Source organism: Nonomuraea sp. N2-4H, assembly GCF_045291505.1.
GTDB classification, from domain to species: domain Bacteria; phylum Actinomycetota; class Actinomycetes; order Streptosporangiales; family Streptosporangiaceae; genus Nonomuraea; species Nonomuraea fastidiosa.
On record NZ_CP147987.1, the window covers coordinates 1,692,529 to 1,713,313 of the forward strand.

19 protein-coding genes are annotated in these 20,785 nt (G+C 72.4%); 9 read left to right on the forward strand and 10 right to left on the reverse strand.

Annotation, left to right across the window (positions count from 1 at the left end):
- Nucleotides 1-13: 13 nt before the first annotated feature.
- A complete protein-coding gene (locus tag WBK31_RS07735; protein WP_364066080.1) occupies nucleotides 14-724 on the reverse strand; it encodes a Crp/Fnr family transcriptional regulator in 711 nt (236 codons plus the stop codon).
- A 179-nt stretch (nucleotides 725-903) separates the two neighbouring features.
- On the opposite strand from WBK31_RS07735, the gene WBK31_RS07740 reads away from it, so the two are divergent.
- Nucleotides 904-1,518: a sigma-70 family RNA polymerase sigma factor gene (locus WBK31_RS07740; protein ID WP_364066078.1), complete on the forward strand. Its 615-nt coding sequence runs from the start codon at nucleotides 904-906 to the stop codon at nucleotides 1,516-1,518.
- Here the strand turns inward: WBK31_RS07740 and WBK31_RS07745 are convergent.
- The 3 genes from WBK31_RS07745 to WBK31_RS07755 all read right to left on the reverse strand — a co-directional run bounded on the left by WBK31_RS07745 (nucleotide 1,496) and on the right by WBK31_RS07755 (nucleotide 4,924).
- Nucleotides 1,496-2,791: a hypothetical protein gene (locus WBK31_RS07745; protein ID WP_364066076.1), complete on the reverse strand. Its 1,296-nt coding sequence runs from the start codon at nucleotides 2,789-2,791 to the stop codon at nucleotides 1,496-1,498. The genes WBK31_RS07740 and WBK31_RS07745 overlap by 23 nt on opposite strands.
- 330 nt (nucleotides 2,792-3,121) lie before the next feature.
- A complete protein-coding gene (locus tag WBK31_RS07750; protein ID WP_406674547.1) occupies nucleotides 3,122-3,541 on the reverse strand; it encodes a hypothetical protein in 420 nt (139 codons plus the stop codon).
- Nucleotides 3,542-3,757: 216 nt separating this feature from the next.
- Nucleotides 3,758-4,924 (reverse strand): alpha-hydroxy acid oxidase, encoded by a 1,167-nt coding sequence (locus WBK31_RS07755; RefSeq protein ID WP_406674548.1) that lies wholly within the window; start codon nucleotides 4,922-4,924, stop codon nucleotides 3,758-3,760.
- A gap of 88 nt (nucleotides 4,925-5,012) precedes the next feature.
- Between WBK31_RS07755 and WBK31_RS07760 the strand changes: the two genes are divergently transcribed.
- Entirely contained in the window at nucleotides 5,013-5,678 is a 666-nt protein-coding gene (locus WBK31_RS07760) for a metal-dependent phosphohydrolase (RefSeq protein ID WP_364066069.1), read from the forward strand.
- On the opposite strand, the gene WBK31_RS07765 is transcribed toward WBK31_RS07760, so the two are convergent.
- Both WBK31_RS07765 and WBK31_RS07770 read right to left on the reverse strand, forming a co-directional pair.
- Nucleotides 5,631-5,894 (reverse strand): DUF4031 domain-containing protein, encoded by a 264-nt coding sequence (locus WBK31_RS07765; protein WP_364066693.1) that lies wholly within the window; start codon nucleotides 5,892-5,894, stop codon nucleotides 5,631-5,633. The genes WBK31_RS07760 and WBK31_RS07765 overlap by 48 nt on opposite strands.
- A 534-nt stretch (nucleotides 5,895-6,428) precedes the next feature.
- The gene (locus tag WBK31_RS07770; protein WP_364066067.1) at nucleotides 6,429-7,610 is read right to left on the reverse strand and encodes a cytochrome P450; all 1,182 of its coding nucleotides are present in this window, start codon (nucleotides 7,608-7,610) and stop codon (nucleotides 6,429-6,431) included.
- Between the two features lie 456 nt (nucleotides 7,611-8,066).
- Between WBK31_RS07770 and WBK31_RS07775 the strand changes: the two genes are divergently transcribed.
- The 3 genes from WBK31_RS07775 (at nucleotide 8,067) to WBK31_RS07785 (ending at nucleotide 10,855) form a co-directional block, all read left to right on the forward strand.
- Nucleotides 8,067-9,308 (forward strand): hypothetical protein, encoded by a 1,242-nt coding sequence (locus tag WBK31_RS07775; RefSeq protein WP_364066064.1) that lies wholly within the window; start codon nucleotides 8,067-8,069, stop codon nucleotides 9,306-9,308.
- Nucleotides 9,309-9,365: 57 nt separating this feature from the next.
- A complete protein-coding gene (locus tag WBK31_RS07780) occupies nucleotides 9,366-10,061 on the forward strand; it encodes a DUF2786 domain-containing protein (RefSeq protein ID WP_406674549.1) in 696 nt (231 codons plus the stop codon).
- A gap of 98 nt (nucleotides 10,062-10,159) precedes the next feature.
- A complete protein-coding gene (locus tag WBK31_RS07785) occupies nucleotides 10,160-10,855 on the forward strand; it encodes an SDR family oxidoreductase (RefSeq protein ID WP_406675461.1) in 696 nt (231 codons plus the stop codon).
- Between the two features lie 6 nt (nucleotides 10,856-10,861).
- On the opposite strand, the gene pgm is transcribed toward WBK31_RS07785, so the two are convergent.
- Nucleotides 10,862-12,493: a phosphoglucomutase (alpha-D-glucose-1,6-bisphosphate-dependent) gene (pgm, locus tag WBK31_RS07790; RefSeq protein WP_406674550.1), complete on the reverse strand. Its 1,632-nt coding sequence runs from the start codon at nucleotides 12,491-12,493 to the stop codon at nucleotides 10,862-10,864.
- A 96-nt stretch (nucleotides 12,494-12,589) separates the two neighbouring features.
- Between pgm and WBK31_RS07795 the strand changes: the two genes are divergently transcribed.
- From WBK31_RS07795 to thrS, 3 genes are all read left to right on the forward strand, one after another.
- On the forward strand, nucleotides 12,590-13,471 hold the full coding sequence (locus WBK31_RS07795; RefSeq protein WP_406674551.1) for a TIGR03564 family F420-dependent LLM class oxidoreductase: 882 nt from the start codon (nucleotides 12,590-12,592) through the stop codon (nucleotides 13,469-13,471).
- Nucleotides 13,472-13,530: 59 nt separating this feature from the next.
- On the forward strand, nucleotides 13,531-14,127 hold the full coding sequence (locus WBK31_RS07800) for a GH25 family lysozyme (protein WP_364066053.1): 597 nt from the start codon (nucleotides 13,531-13,533) through the stop codon (nucleotides 14,125-14,127).
- A gap of 67 nt (nucleotides 14,128-14,194) precedes the next feature.
- Nucleotides 14,195-16,159, forward strand: coding sequence for a threonine--tRNA ligase (gene thrS, locus WBK31_RS07805; protein WP_364066051.1), 1,965 nt, complete (start codon nucleotides 14,195-14,197; stop codon nucleotides 16,157-16,159).
- A 590-nt stretch (nucleotides 16,160-16,749) separates the two neighbouring features.
- Here the strand turns inward: thrS and WBK31_RS07810 are convergent.
- Both WBK31_RS07810 and WBK31_RS07815 read right to left on the reverse strand, forming a co-directional pair.
- Complete coding sequence (locus WBK31_RS07810) at nucleotides 16,750-17,475, reverse strand: PIG-L deacetylase family protein (RefSeq protein ID WP_364066048.1); 726 nt, start codon at nucleotides 17,473-17,475, stop codon at nucleotides 16,750-16,752.
- Between the two features lie 243 nt (nucleotides 17,476-17,718).
- Entirely contained in the window at nucleotides 17,719-17,856 is a 138-nt protein-coding gene (locus tag WBK31_RS07815; protein ID WP_406674552.1) for a hypothetical protein, read from the reverse strand.
- A 252-nt stretch (nucleotides 17,857-18,108) separates the two neighbouring features.
- Here WBK31_RS07815 and WBK31_RS07820 point away from each other — a divergent pair, with 252 nt between their 5' ends.
- The gene (locus WBK31_RS07820) at nucleotides 18,109-18,639 is read left to right on the forward strand and encodes an HIT domain-containing protein (RefSeq protein WP_364066044.1); all 531 of its coding nucleotides are present in this window, start codon (nucleotides 18,109-18,111) and stop codon (nucleotides 18,637-18,639) included.
- On the opposite strand, the gene WBK31_RS07825 is transcribed toward WBK31_RS07820, so the two are convergent.
- A complete protein-coding gene (locus WBK31_RS07825; RefSeq protein WP_406674553.1) occupies nucleotides 18,557-20,698 on the reverse strand; it encodes a hypothetical protein in 2,142 nt (713 codons plus the stop codon). The two genes, WBK31_RS07820 and WBK31_RS07825, sit on opposite strands and share 83 nt — an antisense overlap.
- Nucleotides 20,699-20,785 lie beyond the last annotated feature (87 nt).

Here is a 20,785-nt window from a genome sequence, read left to right on the forward strand (position 1 = left end):
ACTCCAGATTCGGTCAGAGGCCGCCCCTTCTCCGCAGGGCGGCGACGTCCAGCAGCCTGATCGTCCGGCCCTCGACGGCGATGAGGTTGCGCGCCACGAGCGACTGCAACGCCCGGTTGACGGCCGGGCGCGAGGCGCCGATCAGCGCGGCGAGGTCGGACTGGGTCAATCCGGGCAGGTCCACCACCTCGCCCGGCTGGCCGTGCTTCTCGGCCAGCTGCAGCAGCAGCTTGGCCAGCCGCCCGCCGAGGTCGAGGAAGGCGAGGTCGGCGGCCTGGTCGGTGAGCCTGCGCACCATGCGGCCGAGCATCCGCAGGAACTCGTCGGCGAGCCCCGGATGCTCGCGCATGAGCTCTAGCAGCCGCGCCCTGGGCAGTGCGAACACCCAGGACGGCCGCGCGGTCACGATGGAGGCCGAGCGCGGCGAGTCGTCCAGCAGCGCCATTTCGCCGAACGTGTCGCCGCGGCCCAGCATGTTGAGGACGATCTCGTCGCCGTGCTCGGTGGTGAACACCACCTTCACCAGACCGTCCAGCAGCACGTAGAGCGACTCTCCCGGGTCGCCCTGATGGAAGATGATCTGGCCCGACCGGTAGCGGCGGGTCAGGCCCGCCCGCGCGGTGTCGCGGATGCCGCTTTCGCCGAGCACCTGGAACAACGGGATCTCCGCCAGCACGGCGACGACCGGCTCGACGTCGTGGGGAAGGCCGCTGCGCCCGCTCATGCAAGAACTCTAGGCCGCATCCGGCCGCCGGGCAGCATGCGGAAAGCGATCTTTGAAATGTGACCAGCGACACACCCAGGTTGTCACGTCCGGAACAGCCATTCCTGATCATCCGGCGCACGGTGGGTGAGCCGGCCGGAGCCGACCCCCCTACTGTCCGGGCCGGCAGGGAGAACGACATGCACGTGGACACCATGGAACGACTCGACACCCGCCCCGTCGCCGGCGCCTGCCCCGACGGCAGATTCGACACGGGCGCGCTGGTGGCGGCCGCCCAGGAGGGCGACGCCGAGGCGTGGGAGCGGCTGGTCGCGGAGTTCAGCCCCATGCTCAAGGCCCGCATCCGCAAGTTCAGGCTCAGCCACGAGGACGCCCAGGACGTGCTCCAGACGACCTGGCTGCTCGCCTGGCAGAACCTCAAGAGCGTCGAGGACGGCCAGCGCATGGCGGGCTGGCTCGCCACGATCGCCTTCCGCGAATGCCTCAAGCTCACCCGCCGTACCAAGGAGATCTGCACCCCTGACCTCGACTCGCTGGGCAGCACCGACGACGTCGACAGGGAACTCGCCAGGATCTGGCTGGCCGGCACTCTCGAAGAGCTGGTCGAGGAGCTGCCCGCCGCCCAGCGGACGCTGTTCAGAGCGCTCACGGAGACCTCCGAGCCCCACTACGTGGACGTGGCGCGCAGGCTGGGCAGGCCGGTCGGGAGCATCGGGCCCACCCGAGCCCGCTGTTTCGCGAAGCTGCGCGGCCTGCTGCAGGCCCGCGAGATCACGCGCGACTTCCTCGACTGAGCCAGTCGCCGCGCTCGCCCGGCGGGTCGAGCGGAATCGCCTCCAGGAACGGCTCGAAATCGAAGTGCGCCATCTCGTACACGTCGGGGTCGGTCTCCGACGGGTACCGGTAGAGCCTGCGCGGACGCAGCCCGGGACGGTCGGCGAACATCTGGCTGATCGCCTGGGGCACCAGCCCCTTGCGCATCTCCTCGGCCAGCCCGTCCGCCACCTCCGGGTCGAACGGCACCCGGAAGAGGGCGTCCACCTTGTGGTAGACGCGGAAGTAGCTGACGATGAAGCGCATCCTGTCGCGGTAGGACACCCAGTCGCGCACCCCGGCGAGCGACGCGTCGCGGTCCTCGGTGATGAACTCCTCGGCCAGCTTGCGCACCTTCTCGTTCTGGATCGGCACCCACACCTCGTCCAGGCTCACGCCGGGCGGCGGGGTCAGCGGCTTGCCGACCTTGATGTCGCTGAGCGGGGTGGCCACGGCGAACAGGTGGCGGGTGTAGAGCGAGGACCACAGGCTCTCCAGGACGCGGGTCGGCCAGGGCTGGTCTTCGTGCGCGGCGGCGTACAGGCGCAGGCGGGGGAACGGGCGGCGGGTGATCAGGGAGCGCAGCGAGCGCCACGACACCCTCGTCAGCCAGCGCACCGGGCGGTACAGCACCAGCTCAAGCGCCGCCTGGGCGCGCGCCTGCTCGTACGCCGACAGCGCGATGTTGGCACCCAGCAGCAGCTCGGCCCGCTCCTCGGCGTCCTCGGTCCGCGCGGCCTGCACCATGAGCTGCGCCGCGTCCTTCAGGTAGCGCGGGTCGGCCGGCGACAGCAGGCCGGTGAGGAACTCCGGCGGCTGAGGCGTCAGATCCGACTCCGGGCTGACCCTGAGGTAGCGGTCGGGCGTGTCGTTCCACAGGTTGACCGCCAGGCTCGCCGTCTCCAGGAAGATCGCCCGGTTGGCCAGCGACAGCCCGAGCTGGTAGCTCGGCCCGAGCAGCGTCAGCAGCGCGGCCCTGAACAGCCGGCGGAAACGCTGCGGTACGCGCAGGCGGCGGCCGAAGTCCTCGATGAACGGCGAGCCGGGGCCGAGGTCGAGGCTCCTGCCGATGGCCTTGGAGGTCCAGGTGGCGTAGCAGTACCAGTTGTTGGCCGCGCGGCCGAGGCGCACCGCGAGGTCGGAGGCCACGCGATGGTAGCTGTAGGCGATGACCATCGCTTCGAGCGCCGCGCTCCGGTCCTTGTACGCCGCGATGCGCAGCACGTCATCGGCGGTCATCGGAGTGTCGGACATCAAGTCTCCCGTTATGCCGATCCCGTCGCCCCCGGGGCGTGCTCATCGGGTACAGAGTCTTCCCCGGCGGCGTCAGATACAGGACGTCAGTGACAGCCGGCGGCCTGCTTCGCCCCCGAGGCCGCCAGGGCCGGAGCGTAGAAGCGATCGGTTGCGGAGGACTTGCAATCTGACCGCCGTGCTTGTCAGAGGCCATGCCGTTCGTGGTGCTCCGCCCGCTCCGTGCGTGTTGCCCGGGTCGTCCTGTCCGCGCCGCATCGCCCCTGTGCGCGCGCCGGCCCTGAGCCTGCCGTCCTGGCCGCCCTGGGCGCGTCGCCCGGGGCGGGCCGCTCACTCCTTGACGGTGATCCTGCTGAGCACCACGAAGCCGCCGAGCGCCCCCGCCGTGCCGGCGGCCGTGGTGGTGGTGAGGTTGACCACGAGGTCATAGGTTCCGGGGGCGAGCTGCCCCCGCATCGGGATCGAGGCCGTATATCGCCCGGAGCCCGGGGTGAACGTCATCTCGACAGGCGGCGCGGGGTGCCGCGACTCGCCGCCGCCCATCCGGTCGGCGATGATCTCCAAGCGCCAGCGGCCCGTCAGCCAGTCGACAAGCTCACCGGTGACCTCCCAGCTCACATCCACGGTCCAGCCCTCGTCACGATGGACGACGTTCGTGGGTTGCGCCCCGGGATCGACCACCTGGCCGTGAAGAATGCCGGCAAGCTGCTCGGGCGGCACTTTCATCACCTGGAATTCTCCGGTCGCCATTACGCGCTCCTCTCCGCGGGACGGGTCCCCGTGTGAGGAGCAGAGCGACGACGGCGGCGGCGAAATACCCGCATTTCGCAGGGAGGTATGACAGGGTGCGCCCGGCGTACCGATGGCAGTGCCTTCTTAGCCTGACCCGGCGGTGGGGCCGGCGGTTTCCGAGCCGGACCGGGGGCCGGAGGCAGCGGTCTCCGAGCCGGACCGGGGGACCGAGAGCTAGCGGTCTCTGAGCCTGACCAGGTCGGGGCCCAGCCCGTCCACGCCGCCCGCGCCGAGCAGTTGCAGCGTCCGTACGAGCCCGGCCCGCAGCAGCTCGAGCACCCGGTCCACGCCCGCCTCGCCGCTGGCCATCAGCCCGTACAGGTAGGCCCTGCCGATGAAGCAGGCGCGGGCGCCCAGCGCGACCGCCGCCGCCACGTCGGCCCCGCTGCGGACGCCGCCGTCGAGGAAGACCTCGCTGCGCCCGTCCACGGCCTCCACGACGGAGGGCAGCAGCTCAAGGGGAGTGGCCGCCCGGTCGAGCTGCCGCCCGCCGTGGTTGGACACCACGACGCCGTCCACGCCCAGCGCGGCCAGCTCCTTGGCGTCGTCGGCCCGCTGCACGCCCTTCACCAGCAGCCGCCCCGGCCACGCCGACCTGATCCACTCCAGGTCGGCGAACGTCACCGACGGGTCGAACATGAGGTTCGTCAGCCCCGCCAGGTCCTCCGGCGCGCCGTCCACCGTGGCGAACCTCAGCGGCTCGCTGGTCAGGAAGTCGAGCCACCACGCCGGATGCCGCACCGCCTCCAGCGCGCCGCGCCAGCGCAGCGTGGGCGGCACCGTCAGCCCGTGGCGCACGTCGCGCAGCCGCGCCCCCGCCACCGGCACGTCCACGGTCACCACCAGCACGTCCATGCCGGCCTCCGACGCCATGGACAGCGTCTCCAGGTTGCGGGCGCGGTCGCGGACCACGTACAGCTGGAACCAGTTCCAGCCCGCCGGGGCGGCCGCGGCCACACCGGCCGGGGCGGTGGTGCCCATCGTGGACAGCGTGTACGGCACGCCCGCGCGCTGCGCCGCCCGCGCCACCGCCCGCTCACCTGCCCGGTGCATCATGCGGGTGAACCCGGTCGGCCCGAGCACGACCGGCATCGAGATACGCCTGCCGAGGATCTCCACCGCCGTCGGCGCCTCCGACACGTCGCGCAGCACCCTGGGCGCGAACTCCACCCGCCGGAACGCCGCCACCGACCTGGCCAGCGACACCTCGCCTTCGGCCGCGCCGTCGACGTAGTCGAACACCATGCGCGGGGCCCGCTTCGCCGCCAGCCGCCGCAGATCCCAGACGTCGGCGGCGGCCGCCACCCGGGCGGCGCGCGACCACCGGGGGCGTTCCGGCATGACGGCTCGCAGCTCCCGCCACCGGGGCAGGCGCCGAGCGTCACCGCCTGTCGTACCGATGCAGGCACGCTACCACTACGGTGTCAGCATGATCGACCGCGCTGCAGGAGATCCGGCGACGGCCTTCGAGCGGTGGGCGGCGCTCGCGGGGGAGTCGCGCGCCTCGCGGGCCGTGCACGCCGAGCTGCTGGCCCGCTGGTCCGAGCCGCACCGCCGTTACCACGACCGCGCTCACCTGGCCGCCGTCCTGTCCGCCATCGACCTGCTGCACGGAGAGGCCGACGACGAGACGGCGGTGCGCCTGGCCGCCTGGTTCCACGACGCCGTCTACGACGGCAGACCGGGATGGGACGAGGAGCGCAGCGCCCAGCTCGCGCAGTCGAGGCTGCCCCGCTGCGGCGTGCCAGGGAGCCGGGTGGCGGAGACGGCCAGGCTGGTACGGCTCACGGCGGCGCACGACGCGCTCGCGCCCGGCGACCGCGACGGCGCCGTGCTCTGCGACGCCGACCTGGCGGTGCTCGCCGGACCCGGCTACGACGACTACGCCCGCGCCGTCCGCCAGGAGTACGTCCACGTACCCGACGACCTCTTCGCCGCCGGCCGCGCCGAGGTGCTGCGCCGGCTGCTCGGCACGCCCGTGCTGTTCCGCACGGCGCGGGGGAGGAAGCTGTGGGAGGAACGCGCGAGGGCCAACATGACCGCCGAGCTAGCGGCGCTTGCGCCGGCGCAGCCCGGCCGCGACGAGACGCCGTAACAGCTCACGCGAGCTGACCGCCTCCGCCCCGAGCGCCACCGCCCGCGCGTGCACGGTCTCCGGCACGTCGTAGTGGTCGCGGTCGAACGCCCGCGCCGGCACCCCCAGCCGCTGCGCGAACTCGTGCAGCTCCTCCAGCGAGCTGTCGCTGACGAGGTGCGACCACATCAAGCCGCGCGGTCCCGGCCAGTTGGGCGGATCGATCAGTACGGTCACCTTCTCAAGGGTAGGACCCGCCCGCGCACCTCCAGCTCGCCCCGCCCGCGCACCTCCTGCTCGCTCAGCTCGCCCACCACACGACCCCGCCCACCACGGCGACCCCGCCCGCCAGGGCGGGCGCGCCCGCCAGGGCGGGCGCGACCGCCGCCCCCGGCGTGCCGCCTGCAGGGCGGCGACCCCGTCCGTGTCGACCTGCTCCAGGGAGGAGCGGTCCTCGGCCAGGCCGAGCCCGTGCACGGTCGGAGCGCACGGCTCGTCGTCGGGCGAGCCCTCGGGCGGGCGGTGATCCCGCGCGCGGCCGGGAAGGTCCGGATGCCGTCGAGCCGCGGGCGGCCGTCCACGTGCCGCAGGTAGTCGTCGCGGATGCCGGACGGCGCCGGGCGGCCGCGCCAGGAACGCGTCGAAGACGTGTTCCCAGGCGGCCGCGTGCACCCGAGCGGTGACGGTGACCACGCCGTCGCTGTCGAAGACGACGGCGCCGATCACGGTCAGGTCGATGACGTGCTCGCCCACATGGCGAACGTGACCGCCCTACCAGGCGACGGGCAGCTCCTTGACGCCGTAGACGATGGCGAGCTCCCTGAACGGCACCTCGCCCGCCACGCGCAGGGTGGGGAAGCGGCGCAGCAGCGCGGGGAAGGCGATGCGCATCTCCATCTGGGCCAGCGGCGCGCCGATGCAGCGGTGGATGCCGTGACCGAAGGCCATGTGGGAGCCCGCGGTCTCGCGGCCAGGGCGCACCTCGTCCATGTTCTCGCCGAGCGCGGGGTCGCGGTTGGCGCCGCTGAGCGAGCATAGCACCATCTCGCCCTTCTTGATCGGCACCCCGTGCAGCTCCATGTCGTCGCGGGCGAAGCGCGGGAAGGCGACCTGCACGACCGTCATGTAGCGCAGGAGCTCCTCGACCACGTCGACGATGTAGCCGTCCACCTCGCGCACCTTCGCGGCCTGCTCCGGGTTCTGCAGCAGCCACAGGGTGCCGAGCGCGAGCATGCTGGTACTGGTGTCGTGGCCGCCGGTGAGCAGGCCGTCGGCCATGCTGGCGAGCGTGCGGTCGTCCAGCTCGTCGCCGTGGTCGCGCAGCAGCTGCCCGAGCAGGCCATCGCCGGGGTTCTGCCGCTCGCGGGCGACCAGGTCGACGAGGTACGTCATCGCGTCGTTGATCGCCTGCAGCGACGCCTCGGGGCCGCTGGTGAAGTCGAACCGGTCCTTGCTGATCTTGACGAAGTCGGCGCGCTCCTCGTACGGGACGCCGAGCAGCTCGCACACCACCAGTGACGGGATCGGCAGGCAGAACTCCTCCATGAGGTCCACCGGCATGCCCTCGGCGCCCTTGGCCTCCACCCGGTCGAGGTACTCCTGGACCATGGCCTCGATGCGCGGCTCGAGGCGGCGCAGGCGGCGCATGGTGAACTCGGGCGTGAGGAACTTGCGCAGCCGCGTGTGCTCGGGCGGGTCGCGGAAGCCCAGGCCGCCCGGATCCTCCTGGTTGGAGCCGAGCCCGATCACGCCGGCGAAGTCGTTGCTGAAGCGCTCGTGGTCGCCGAGCACCGCGCGGACGTCCTCCCAGCGGGTGACGAGGTAGACGGTCTGCCCTCCGGGGATCTCCATCGGGTAGACCGGGTGCTCGTTCCTGATGCGAGCGAGCTCGCCCACCGGGTCGAACCCGTCACGCATGAACTGGACGAGCGGGAACTCTTCTGTCTCTGACATCGATATCCGTCCTGCTGGGATGCATCACACCAAGTCGGGATAAATCCCTCCATCGATGCTCCCATCCATGTGGGTGGATGTTCGCCCTCCGAAAGGAGGAATTTATCCCTCCGACTGACCGGTGACCTCGGCGGGGTCACCTGGCTGAGCTGCCACTTCCCGGCTCTCATTGTGCGTTGACCGACCCCGCCGCTGCCACCCTTGGGGCTCCCGGCCGCCTCTGAACGTGCCCCACCCCTGAGCGCTCGCCCGCCCTTGCGTGTGTCTCCTCATCCCCGGGGAAGCGGGCCAGCGGGGTGGTCGGTCGCGGTCGTGCACGTTGCGTCAAGGTCACAGAACTGCCGTGAAACCTGGGCAAACTGGGGCAGCAGACGGCGTTTGGCGTACAAGATAGCGACATTCTGCAATGATCTCGTCGCATAGAGCCGGAGTTTGAGCCCTCACGGATAGTGACAGATGCCGACATTTGATGAAATAACAGCCTTCATCACCGAGAACCCGCTCGCCACCGCCATCTACGCGCTGCTTGGCCTGGCCGGACTGGGCCTCGCGTTCCTCGCGCTCAGGCTGGTCTGGCGCGTCGTCTCCTGGCTGTGGGCCAGGTACGTCGCCCCGCGCCCCGTCGAGGACGTGCTGACCATCGTGGCGGCCTCCATCGCCACCGGCGTGTCCGCCCAGGGCATGTGGCGCTTCTCCGGTGACGTCCTGGGGCTCGACGGTCCCCTGCGGTTACTGCTGTTCGCGTTCATCGAGGTCGCGATCATCACCAGCGCCGTACGCGCCCGCCGCAACATGCGCGAGAACTACTCCGCCGGCATCGACGGCATCGCCGTGTGGGCCCTGACCTGCCTGACCGCCGTGCTGTCGTCCATGGACGCGCGCAGCCTGCCCGAGGCCGTCTTCCGCCTGGCCGCCCCGCTGGTCGCCGCGTGGCTGTGGGAGCGCGGCATGGCCATCGAGCGCCACCGCATCCGCGGCACCGGCCGCATCAACTGGCGCATCACCCCCGAGCGGATGCTGGTCAGGCTGGGTCTGGCCGAGGTCAGCGACCGCACCGCCAGCGAGGTCGACGCGCACCGCAGGCTGACCAGGGTCGCGCTGGCCGCCAAGAAGGCCAAGGCGCTGCGCGAGGGCGGCGCGTCCGAGCGCAAGATCCGCGCCGCGCTCGCCAAGCTCGACAAGGCGATGGACCAGGCCGTCGAGCACACCGGCCTGGCCGTGGACCCGCAGCGGCAGGAGGCCCTGCTGGCCCAGATCGCCGCGCTCTACAACACCTCCGCGCTCATCGACGCCGACCCCCGCGTGCCCTGGGAGCGCGACGCCGAGCAGCAGCCGGTGCCCGCCCGCCCCGAGCTTCCGCCCGCCATCGCCGAGCTGGTGCGCGAGGAGGACGAGGAGGTCACCGTGCTCGACACCACCCCGCAGGTGCTCAGTGCCGCCGAGCGCGCCGCCCGCATGCGGGCCGCCCGCGAATACTGGGACCGGCAGATCGCCAAGGGCATCGTGCCCCGCACGATCGACATCGCCCAGGAGATCGGCATCCCGCTGGCCACCGCGCGCGAGTTCCGCGCCCTGTGGAAGCTGGAGCCGCGGGCGCACGCCCTCATCGAGGCGCTCTACCAGCAGCACGGCATCGTCGACACCGGCGCCTTCCCCGCGATCAACGACGACGGGCGGGTCCTGACCACCAAGTCCTAGCCGCCGTTCGCGGCTAGCATCGTGCCCGCAGGTGACCGGGCACGAGAGGGGGCTCGCTTGCGGGAGCGCACGCTCGACCGCGTCAGGAAACTGCTGGCCAAGGCGGAACGCACCGACAACGAGCACGAGCGGGCCACGTTCATGGCCGCCGCGTCGGCGCTGATGGCCAAGTACGGCATCGACTCGCTGCCGCCCGCCGGCACCCGCCAGACCCCCGGCGACCGCATCGTCACCCTGCCGCCCCCGTGGGCGAGGGAGAAGGCCCGGCTGGTGAGCCTGGTGGCGCAGGCCGTGCGGTGCCGGCCGCTGCTCATCGGGCGCGGCGACGGCGGCCAGCGGGTCCACGTCTTCGGCTTCGCCGCCGACCTGGAGCGGGCCGACCTGCTGGCCACCTCGCTGCTGCTGCAGATGGCCTCCGGGCTGGCGAAGGCCGTGCCGCCGCCCGGCGCCGCCGTACGCGCCTACCGGCGTTCGTGGCTGCTCGGCTTCACCGACGAGGTCTACCGGCTGCTGTGCGCGGCCGAGGCCGAGGCCGAGTCCGAGGCCGCCTCGGCCGACACCGGCACGGCGCTCGTGCTGGCCGACCGCAGGGCCGAGGTCGATCGGGCGGTCGCGGCCCGCTACCCCCGCATCCGCATGAGCGTGCCGAGGACCAGCGGCACCGGTTACCGCGACGGCGTCGCCGCGGGCCGCAAGGCCGACCTCGGACGTACGGAGATGACCACCGCAACGGCCCTGGAGCTCCAGCGGTGAGCCCTTTCCGGCCGGTCCTTTGATCGCCCGGCCGATGGGGCACAAGCGCGCACACGGAACGCAGTCCTGCCGAACCGAGCCAGGCCACCATCGCCGGCCTGCAGGCCACCGGCTCGTCCATCGCGTACGGGGCCGGCAAGGCGGCGCTCATCCACCGCACCCGCGACCCGGCGATAGCGCTCGGCCCCAAGGTGCGGATGAACGCCGTCGCGCCCGGCATCGTCGCCACTCGCTGGCACATCGACCGGGTGGGGGAGCAGGTGTTCTCCGAGATGGCGGCCACGGAGGAACTGAAGGCGCCGCTGCGGCGCACCGCCCGGCCCGAGCACATCGCCCAGATGGTCACGGCGCTGCTGGAGCCGGGCATGGTGACGGGCGCTGCTGGAGCCGGGCATGGTGACGGGCGAGGTGCTGGTCGGCGAGGTGCTGGTCGGCGACGGCGGCCGCGGCCTCGGCTACTGACCCGGCCCCAGGCTTCGCGGAAGGCCCGCGGGTCTCCGGTCCGCCGGTTCACGACCGGCGGGCGTCCGGGTGGCGGGTCTCGGGTGGCGGGTCTCGGGTGGCGGGTCTCGGGTGGCGGGTCTCGGATGGCGGGTCTCGGGCGGCGGGTTTCGGGTGGCGGGTTTCGGGTGGCGGGCGTCCGGGCGGCGGGTCTCGGGTGGCGGGCGTCCGGCAACGGGCGTCTGACTGGCGGGCGTCTGGGTGGCAGGCCCCAGGCTCGGACCCCGGCGCGGGCCCCAGCCCGCTCCCGGCCCCCGGGGCCCGCCCCGGCCCCGCGCCCGGATCGGGGGTAGGGCCGGTCAGCTCAGGGCGGCGGTGACGAGCGAGCGGGCCTCCTCCTGCACCTTGGCCAGGTGGTCGGGCCCCTTGAAGGACTCGGCGTAGATCTTGTAGACGTCCTCGGTGCCGGACGGGCGGGCCGCGAACCAGGCGTTCTCCGTGGAGACCTTCACCCCGCCGAGCGGCGCGTCGTTGCCCGGCGCGGTCGTCTGCACGGCCGTGATCGGCTCGCCGGCCAGCGACGTGGCCGTCACCTGCGCGGCCGACAGCTTGCCGAGCACGGCCTTCTCCTCGCGGGTGGCGGGCGCGTCGACGCGGGCGTACGCGGGCTCGCCGAACCGCTCGGTCAGCTTGCGGTAGCAGGCGCTCGGCGACTCGCCGGTGACGGCCAGGATCTCCGAGGCCAGCAGGGCGAGGATGATGCCGTCCTTGTCGGTGGACCACACCGAGCCGTCGCGGCGCAGGAACGACGCGCCCGCGCTCTCCTCGCCGCCGAACCCGAGCGACCCGTCGAGCAGGCCGGGCACGAACCACTTGAAGCCGACCGGCACCTCGTAAAGCCGCCGGCCCAGCGACTGCGCGACGCGGTCGATGATGCCGCTGCTGACCATGGTCTTGCCCACCCCGGCGCCGGCGGGCCAGCCGTCGCGGTGGGCGTAGAGGTAGGAGATGGCGACGGCGAGGTAGTGGTTGGGGTTCATCAGGCCGCCGTCGGGGGTGACGATGCCGTGCCGGTCGGCGTCGGCGTCGTTGCCGGTGGCGATGTCGTACTCGTCGCGCCCGGCGATGAGCGAGGCCATCGCGTACGGCGACGAGCAGTCCATGCGGATCTTGCCGTCCCAGTCGAGCGTCATGAACCGCCAGGTCGGATCGACCTCCGGGTTGACCACGGTGAGCGCCAGCCCGTGCCGCTCGGCGATCTCACCCCAGTAGGCCACGCTCGCGCCGCCGAGGGGGTCGGCCCCGATGCGCACCCCGGCCGACCTGATCGCGTCGAGGTCGACGACGGAGGGCAGGTCGTCGACGTACGTGCCGAGGAAGTCGTAGCGGCAGGCCCGCTCCAGGGCCGTCGTGTAGGGGACCCGGCGCACGCCCTTGAGACCGTCCTGCAGCAGCCGGTTGGCGCGGTCCTGGATCCAGCCGGTGGCCTCGGTGCCGGCGGGGCCGCCGTGCGGCGGGTTGTACTTGAAGCCGCCGTCGGACGGCGGGTTGTGCGACGGCGTCACCACCACGCCGTCGGCCAGGCCGGTGGTGCGGCCGCGGTTGTGGCGCAGGATGGCGTGGGAGACGGCGGGCGTCGGCGTGTAGCCGTCGCGCGAGTCGATCAGCACGTCCACGCCGTTGGCCGCGAACACCTCCAGCGCCGAGACCCGCGCGGGCTCCGACAGCGCATGGGTGTCGATGCCCAGGAACAGCGGACCGTCGGTGCCCTGGTCGCGGCGGTATTCGCAGATCGCCTGGCTGGTGGCCAGGATGTGGTCCTCGTTGAACGCGGCCTTCAGCGACGAGCCGCGATGCCCCGACGTGCCGAACGCGACCCGCTGCCCGGCCTCACCGGCGTCGGGATGCAGCGCGTAGTAGGACGTCACCAGCCTGGCGACGTCGACCAGATCGGAGGGCCTGGCGGGCTGTCCTGCGCGTTCGTGGGTCATGTAGGTCACTTTACAAACGCGGACCGGCCCGGCGGGTGACCGCGCGGCGGCGTGGGGGATACATTCGCCTCAGCCACTAGAACGGAGTTCTGTTTCATGCGATACGGCATCCTGCTCTCCGAGAACGCCAAGGACGGCGACCCCATCACCGGCCTGCGCGACCAGATAGCCGACGCCGCCGATCGCGGCTTCTCCTCGGCCTGGATGTCCAACATCTTCGGGCTCGACGCCATCGCCGCGCTGACCGCCGCGGGCGTGCAGGCGCCGCCCATCGAGCTCGGCACCGCCGTCGTGCCGACCTACCCGCGTCACCCCGCCGCGCTCGCCCAGCAGGCGATGACCGCCAACGCCGCGCTCGGCGGCCGGTTCACGCTCGGCGTCGGCCTGTCGCACAAGGTCGTCATCGAGGACGTCTACGGCTACAGCTTCGAACGTCCCGGCCGGCACATGAAGGAGTACCTGGAGATCCTGGTGCCGCTCACGCGCGGCGAGAAGGTGTCGTACCGGGGCGAGACCCTCCAGGCCGGCCTGCGGCTGACCACGCCCGGAGCGGGCCTGCCCGTGCTCGTGGCCGCGCTCGGCCCCCGCATGCTCAAGCTCGCGGGCACGCTCGCCGCCGGCACCGTGCTCTGGATGACGGGGCCGAAGACGATCGCCGAGCACATCGCGCCCACCATCAAGGCGGCCGCCGCCGAGGCCGGCCGCGAGGCGCCGCGCATCGTCTGCTCGCTGCCCATCTGCGTCACCGACGACCCGGAAGGCGCCGTCGCCCGCGCCAACGAGATCTTCTCCATGTACGGGACGCTGCCGAGCTACCGTGCGATGCTCGACAGGGAGGGCGCGGCGGGGCCCGGCGACGTCGCCGTCGTCGGCGACGAGGAGACCGTGCTCGCCAGGCTCGAAACGCTCAGGCAGGCCGGGGTGACCGACTTCGTCGGCGCGCCGTTCGCCTGGCGCGGCGCACGCTCGACCTGCTGACCGGCGCGGCGAAGGGCTGAGCGCAGGACGTCCCCATAAGATCCGACAAGGTGAAGCACGTGCTACATGGCATCGATGTGTCCAACTGGCAGGGCACCGTCGACTGGGCCGGACATGCCGAGGCCGGAGTCGCCTTCGCCTTCGCCAAGGCGAGCGAGGGCGGCGACTTCACCGACAAATGGTTCGCCCGCAACTGGAACGGCATGCGGGAGAGCTGGATCGTCTGCGGGGCGTACCACTTCGCCCGGCCCAAAGGCGACCCCATCGAGCAGGCGCGCCACTTCCTGCGGGTGATCGCCTCGGCGGGCGGGCTGCGCCGCGGCGACCTGGTCGCGCTCGACCTGGAGACCAACGACGGCGCGCGGCCCGAGCGGGTGGCCCGCTTCGCGCGCCGCTGGTGCCATTACGTCGAACGGCACGGCGGCGTGCGGCCGTTCATCTACACCTTCAACGCGTTCGCGCGCGGCGGTCACTGCGCGGGCCTGGGCGAATATCCGCTGTGGATCGCCAGCCCGGAGAGCCCGCGCGGCCGTCCGCCGGTGCCCAGGCCATGGCGCGACTGGACCATCCACCAGTACGCCAACAGCCCCGTCGATCGCAACGTCTTCCACGGATCGCGGCAGGAGCTGACAAAGCTGGGGTTTCACCCGCGATAGCATCGGTGTCCATCCACCGAACCCTGCCTCGGTGCCGGGCATCGAGCGCGATCCATGAGGAGACACCGTGTCAGCCGAGCTACGCATCACCCTCGCCGGAGCCGAGCGTGTGGTGGCGGCGGGCACGACGGCCGGTGAGGCGCTCGAGGCCGACGGCCGTACCGTCATCGCCGCCAAGGTCAACGGCGAGGCCCGCGACCTGACCCACCCGCTGTCCGACGGCGACGTGGTCGAGCCGATCGACATCTCCAGCGAAGAGGGCCGGGCCATCGTCCGCCACTCCACCGCCCACGTCATGGCGCAGGCGGTGCAGGAGCTGTTCCCCGAGGCCAAGCTGGGCATCGGGCCGCCCGTCGAAAACGGCTTCTACTACGACTTCGACGTCGACCGGGCGTTCAACCCCGACGACCTCAAGCGCATCGAGAAGCGCATGCGCGAGATCGTCAAGCAGGGCCAGCTGTTCTCCCGCCGGCCCGTCTCCGACGACGAGGCGCGGGCCGAGCTGGCGGCGGAGCCGTACAAGCTGGAACTGATCGGGCTCAAGGGCGGCGCCGACCAGGAGGAGTCCGTCGAGGTGGGCGCCGGGCAGCTCACCATCTACGACAACCTCGACCCCAAGACCGGCGAGCTGCGCTGGAAGGACCTGTGCCGCGGGCCCCACGTGCCCTCCACCCGGTCCATCCCGGCGTTCAAGCTCATGCGCTCCGGCGGCGCCTACTGGCGGGGCAGCGAGAAGAACCCGCAGCTCCAGCGCATCTACGGCACCGCCTGGGAGTCCCGCGACAAGCAGGACGAATACCTCAAGCTGCTCGAAGAGGCCGAAAAGCGCGACCACCGCAAGCTGGGCGCCGAGCTCGACCTGTTCAGCTTCCCACCCGAGCTGGGCAGCGGCCTGCCGATCTTCCATCCCAAGGGCGGGATCATCCGCAAGGAGATGGAAGACTACATGCGCAGGCGGCAGGCCGAGGCGGGCTACGAGTTCGTCAACACGCCCCACATCACCAAGTCGTCGCTGTTCGAGACCTCCGGCCACCTGCCGTGGTACGCCGACGACATGTTCCCGGCGTTCGAGCTCGAGGGCACCGAATACCGCGTCAAGCCGATGAACTGCCCGATGCACAACCTGATCTTCAGGGCGCGCGGGCGTTCCTACCGGGAGCTGCCGCTGCGGCTGTGCGAGTTCGGCTCGGTCTACCGCTATGAGAAGTCCGGCGTGGTCCACGGCCTGACCAGGGTGCGCGGCATGACGCAGGACGACGCGCACATCTACACCACCCGCGAGCAGATGGCCGACGAGATCAAGTCGCTGCTCCGGTTCGTGCTCAGCGTGCTGCGCGACTTCGGCCTCAACGACTTCTACCTCGAGCTGTCCACCCGCGACGACTCCGAGAAGTTCATCGGCGACCCGGCCGAGTGGGAGGAGGCCACCGAGGCGCTGCGCCAGGTGGCCACCGAGTCCGGCCTCACGCTCAAGGACGACCCGGGCGGCGCGGCCTTCTACGGCCCCAAGATCTCCGTCCAGGCCAAGGACGCGATCGGCCGCACCTGGCAGCTGTCGACCATCCAGCTCGACCTCAACCAGCCGAAGCGGTTCGGCCTCGAATACCAGGCCGCCGACGGCTCCCGGCAGACCCCGGTGATGATCCACCGGGCGCTGTTCGGCTCCGTCGAGCGCTTCCTGGGCGTGCTCACCGAGCACTACGCCGGCGCCTTCCCGCCCTGGCTCGCCCCGGTGCAGGTCGTCGGCATCCCGATCGCCGACGCCCACGTGCCCTACCTGCAGGACGTCGCCAAGCGGCTGCGGGAGAGCGGCATCCGGGTCGAGGTCGACGCCTCTGACGACCGCATGCAGAAGAAGATCCGCAACGCGCAGAAGGCCAAGGTGCCGTTCATGCTGCTCGCCGGTGACGAGGACATCGCCAACGGCGCCGTGTCGTTCCGCTACCGCAGCGGTGAGCAGAAGAACGGCGTGCCGATCGACGACGCGATCGCCGAAATCGTCAGCGCCGTCGAACGCCGCGTCCAGGTCTGACCCACCCGGCCCCGTCGCCGGGGCCTTCCCGGATGCCCAGCACGCGCCCGCTCCCCGGGCGGCACGCTGGCTGCCAGTGCGGCGGTACGCGCCTGCCTCCCGGGCGGTGCGCTCGTCTTCTGAGACGGCGGCACGCACCCGCGTCCCGAGCGGGGCGCTCCCGTTCCGAGGCGGCGGCACGCGTCCGCTTTCTGCGTGGCGTGCTCGCGTTGCGGGGCGGCGGCGGCACGCGCCTGCTTCCGAGCGGCGTCCACGCCTCCTCGGGCGGCGGTACGCGCTTCGAAAGGCCCGGCCACGCTTCGGACGTGGCCGGGCCTTTCGCGTCTCCCCCTCTCCCCTCGCGACCCCCGTGGGGCGGTGGGCCGGGAGGGGAGAGGAGAACTCGGCGCGCCTATGCAGCAGGCGGGGCGTCGAAGGCGCGCGTGGGTCGACGGGGTGCCGAGGGCGCCGCGTGGGTCGACGGGGTCCCGAGGGTGCGTGGGCTGCGGGGCGCTGAGGTCGTGCGTGGGTCGCCCGAGGGCGCGCGTGGGGTGCCGGGCGCCGAGGGGCGCGCGCGGGTCGGCGGGCGCTGCGGGTGAACGGGGTGGGGGTCAGCGGGGGTAGAGGCGGAAGGAGACGGCCGGGCGGCCGTTGAAGCGCTTGGCCTCCTCGCGGGCGAAGCCCTCGATGAGCTCGCGGGCGTACACCTCCGGGTCCGCGCCGGGCTGCAGCGCCTCGATGTACGCGCGGTGCTCCATGAGGGAGCGCACACCGCGTTCCAGGCCGTCGGTGACGTCCACGGCGTGCGTCGGCGCATTGGAGCCCGCCACGGCGACCCAGCGCACGCCGTTCCAGGGGCCGGGGCCGGCATCGGGGAAGATCCAGCGGTTGCCGGCGTCGCCGACGGCGTCCATGGTGGCCCGGCCGACCGCGCGGTGGTCGGGCGTGTTCCAGTGCGCGCCGCCCCAGGTGTCGTCGAAGTTCAGCGTGATCACGAGTTCCGGCCGGTGGCGGCGGATGGCGGCGGCGAGATCGCGGCGGAGCGCGGTGCCGTACTCGATCACTCCGTCGGTGTGGTCGAGGAACTCCACGGCCGTCACGCCGACGACCGCCGCGCTCGCCAGCTCCTCGCGCTCCCGCACGGGTCCGGCCTCGGCGGGGGAGAGCGTGTCGATGCCCGCCTCACCTCTGGTCACCATCAGGTACGTGACCTCACGCCCGGCATCGGTCCACACGGCGACCGCCGCCCCGCAGCCGTACTCCAGGTCGTCGGGGTGGGCCACGATGGCCAGCGCGCGCTGCCAGTCGTCGGGCATGGGCTCAAGCTGCTCGGTCATGCCTGCCATCCTGACAGCCCGGGACGGCACGGCGCACCGGCGTTTCCCGGGACGGCGCACTGGCGTTTCGCCGGACGGCGTACCGGCGTTTCCCGGGACGGCGTACCGGCGTTTCGCCGGACGGCGCACCGGGGTTCCCGGACACGCCGCCGGACTCGAGGAGCGGTCTGAGGGCTTCTCAGAGCGCTGAAGCGGCCGTTCTCAGGGACGCGGTCGTCCCAGGGACGCGGCCGTGCTCAGGACTCAGGACGCCGACGAGTCCGCGCGGCGGGAGCCGAGCCCGATGCGGTCGCGTACGGACTCGAAGGCCCGCACGAGGTCGCCGCCCAGGTCGGCGACGCCCGGCACCTCCAGGGCGGCCGGCGCGGCCACCTTCTCCACGACCTCGTCGGCGACCTTGATCCGCCCCTTGACGGCGGCACCCTCGGTGGGGCCTCGATGGAGGACGGCGCGGCCCCAGAGGAGTCCTCAGCGGAGTCCTCCGGCGAGGTGCCGTCGGCGGGTTCTTCGGAGGCGTCGGCGGGCGGGACGGACTGTTCGGCCAGGGCTTCACGCATGGCGTCCTCCTGTCGGGGGCGATCAGGATTGCGCCGGAAGAGGCCCCGGTTTGTCCGGGGTCCTATGCTGCTAGATATGCACGATCAGGCAGGAGCCGGGACCCCCGACAACTTCGAGCGGCTGTGGACCCCGCATCGGATGGCCTACATCAAGGGTGAGAACAAGCCGACAGGCACCGGTCCCGACGACGGGTGCCCGTTCGACGCCATTCCGAAGATGAGCGACGAGGACGGCCTGATCGTCAAGCGCGGGCAGCTGGTGTACGCCGTGCTCAACCTCTACCCGTACAACTCGGGCCACCTGATGGTGGTGCCGTACCGGCACGTGTCCGGCTACGACGAGCTGGACGCGGCGGAGGTGGCGGAGCTGGGCGAGTTCACCCAGCGGGCGCTGCGGGCGCTGCGCAAGGCGAGCGGCGCGCAGGGCTTCAATGTCGGCATGAACCTGGGCCAGGTCGCGGGCGCGGGCATCGCGGCGCACCTGCACCAGCACGTGGTGCCGAGGTGGGGCGGCGACACGAACTTCATGCCGGTCGTGGCGCGGACGAAGGTGCTGCCGCAGCTACTTCGCGACACCCGCCAGCTGCTCGCCGACGCCTGGGACTGACGCGCGCCGCGGCCTGGGCAGCGCGCCGATGCCGGTGGCCAGCAGCAGCGGCACGGCCAGCGCGAGCGCCATCGACAGCACGGCCGCGCCCGAGTCGTTGACGAGCATGCCGATGACGCCGCTGACGAGCGTGCCGATCAGGCCGGCGCGCAGCGCGGGGGAGTGCTCGAACGCGGCCTGGCACGACCCCCGCCGACGCCTGCTCGGGCCGCAGGATCGCGTAGACGAGGAACGCCGCGGCGGCGATCACGATGGGCATGAGGTTGGGGCTGAGCAGGGTGGCCAGCATGGCGTGCAGCTTGCGCCAGATGACGTCGAACGCCTCCCCGGTCAGCACCTGCCCCACGAACCTGCCGAGGTGCGACTGCTCGCTCGGCGGGCGCAGGTAGTTGAGCCAGGCGAAGCCCATCACGATCACGCCGCCGGCCGCGCAGAACGCCCCGAGCTTCACCAGCGAGACCCGGCGTCCCGACAGGATGAGGGCGGTCACCGCGATGCCGGGCACGAACGCGATGACGCCGCCGAAGTCGCTGCCCAGCCCGGAGCCGCCCAGCACCATCGCGAACGCGCCCAGCGCGACGATCGCGCCGACGCCGACGCGGCCCGGCCACCGGTGGGCGATCACCGTGGCGGCCAGCAGCGTGCCGGTCGCGAGCAGTGCGAACGGGATGTTGCCCAGCCCGTAGTAGCGGGCTCCGACGTCGGCGCCGTACCCCATGACGCTGTTGAGCTGCAGCGTGGTGCCGGTCAGCAGGTCACCGGCGAGGGTGAGCGCGGTGACCCCGGCCACGACCGCCAGCGGGCCGAGCGGACGGCGCCGCCACGGCCCGGCGAACGCCAGCAAGGTCACCGCGGCCGTCCACGCCAGCACGCCGCCGACGAGCTGCGGCAGGCCGGACCACGGCAGCAGGTTGACCAGGTAGCTGGAGACGGGCAGGGCGGCCAGCGCGACGGCGGCCACGCGTACCGGAGACAAACCCTTGCGGCGGCGCAGCAGCAGGAACGCCACCAGGTAGAACGACACCTGCAGCACCGCCATCACGGTGAAGTAGCCGCCCTTCACCGACCTGATCGCCTGCGCGGTGGCGTCGTCCCTGCGCAGCTCCGCGATCGAGGCCCCGGCGGAGCCGGCCTTCAGCGGCGTGCCCACGACCGTGGCCGGCACCGGCACGCCCAGCTCGCTCAGCACGGTGGCGGTGAAGTCGGTGATGATCGAGATGTCCTCGCGGTGGGTGGAGGCCGCGCCCAGCAGCCGCCCCTGCGCGTCCGGCGCGCGCATGGCGGCCACCCTCAGGTGCGGTACGGAGCCGTGGTCGGACAGCCCGGCGAGCAGCACCGTCGTCCCCGGAGGCAGCACCGACAGCAGCGCTCCCGCCTTGGCGTCGGCCAGCCGCAGCGCGTCGCGGCGCTCGGCGGCGGGCAGCTCGTCGGGCACCCGGGGCAGGCGGCCGCCCGCCCGGGCCAGGTAGGGCTCGATGAGGTCGTCGACGTCCATGGCGACCAGCGGGCAGCGGGCCAGGTCCGTGCTCCTGACGCGCAGCGGCGAGTCGTGGTAGCGGGCCACCGCGCCCTGCCGGTCGGCCAGCGCCAGCGCCGCGCCGGGACCGATCGCGATCGAGCAGCGGCCGGCCGCCTTGAGCGTCTCGCCGAGCGTGCCCGCCTCCTGCTGCCCGGCCACGTCGATGAGGTAGCGGTAGTGGGGGATGACGGCGCCCTCGCCGGCCTGCCGGGGGACGGGGGGAGCGCCGCACGCGTAGCCGACGGCCGACCTGGTGCCCGCCGACACCGTCAGCCAGCCGTCGTACGGGCAGGTGACGCTGCCGACCGTACGGACCGACAGCGAGCCGATCGCGCTCTGCCCGGCCAGCTCCCACAGGTTGGGCGTGTCGCCCGGGGTGAGGTCGTCCCAGTGCAACCCCGGCACCCCGATGAGCGCCACCCGCCCGGCCGGTTCCGCCGCGTCCCTCACGGACGCCCGGCCGGAGGCGGCGGCGGGAGCCGCCAGACCCACCAGCGCGTGAGCGACCACCACGGCCAGCACGACCAACACGCGCCTCACGCCGACGACCTCCCGTGCTCGCTGCCCTCGCGCGGCGCGGCGGCGCCGGAGCCCCAGCCCGGCCCGCCACAGGACGCGACCACCCTC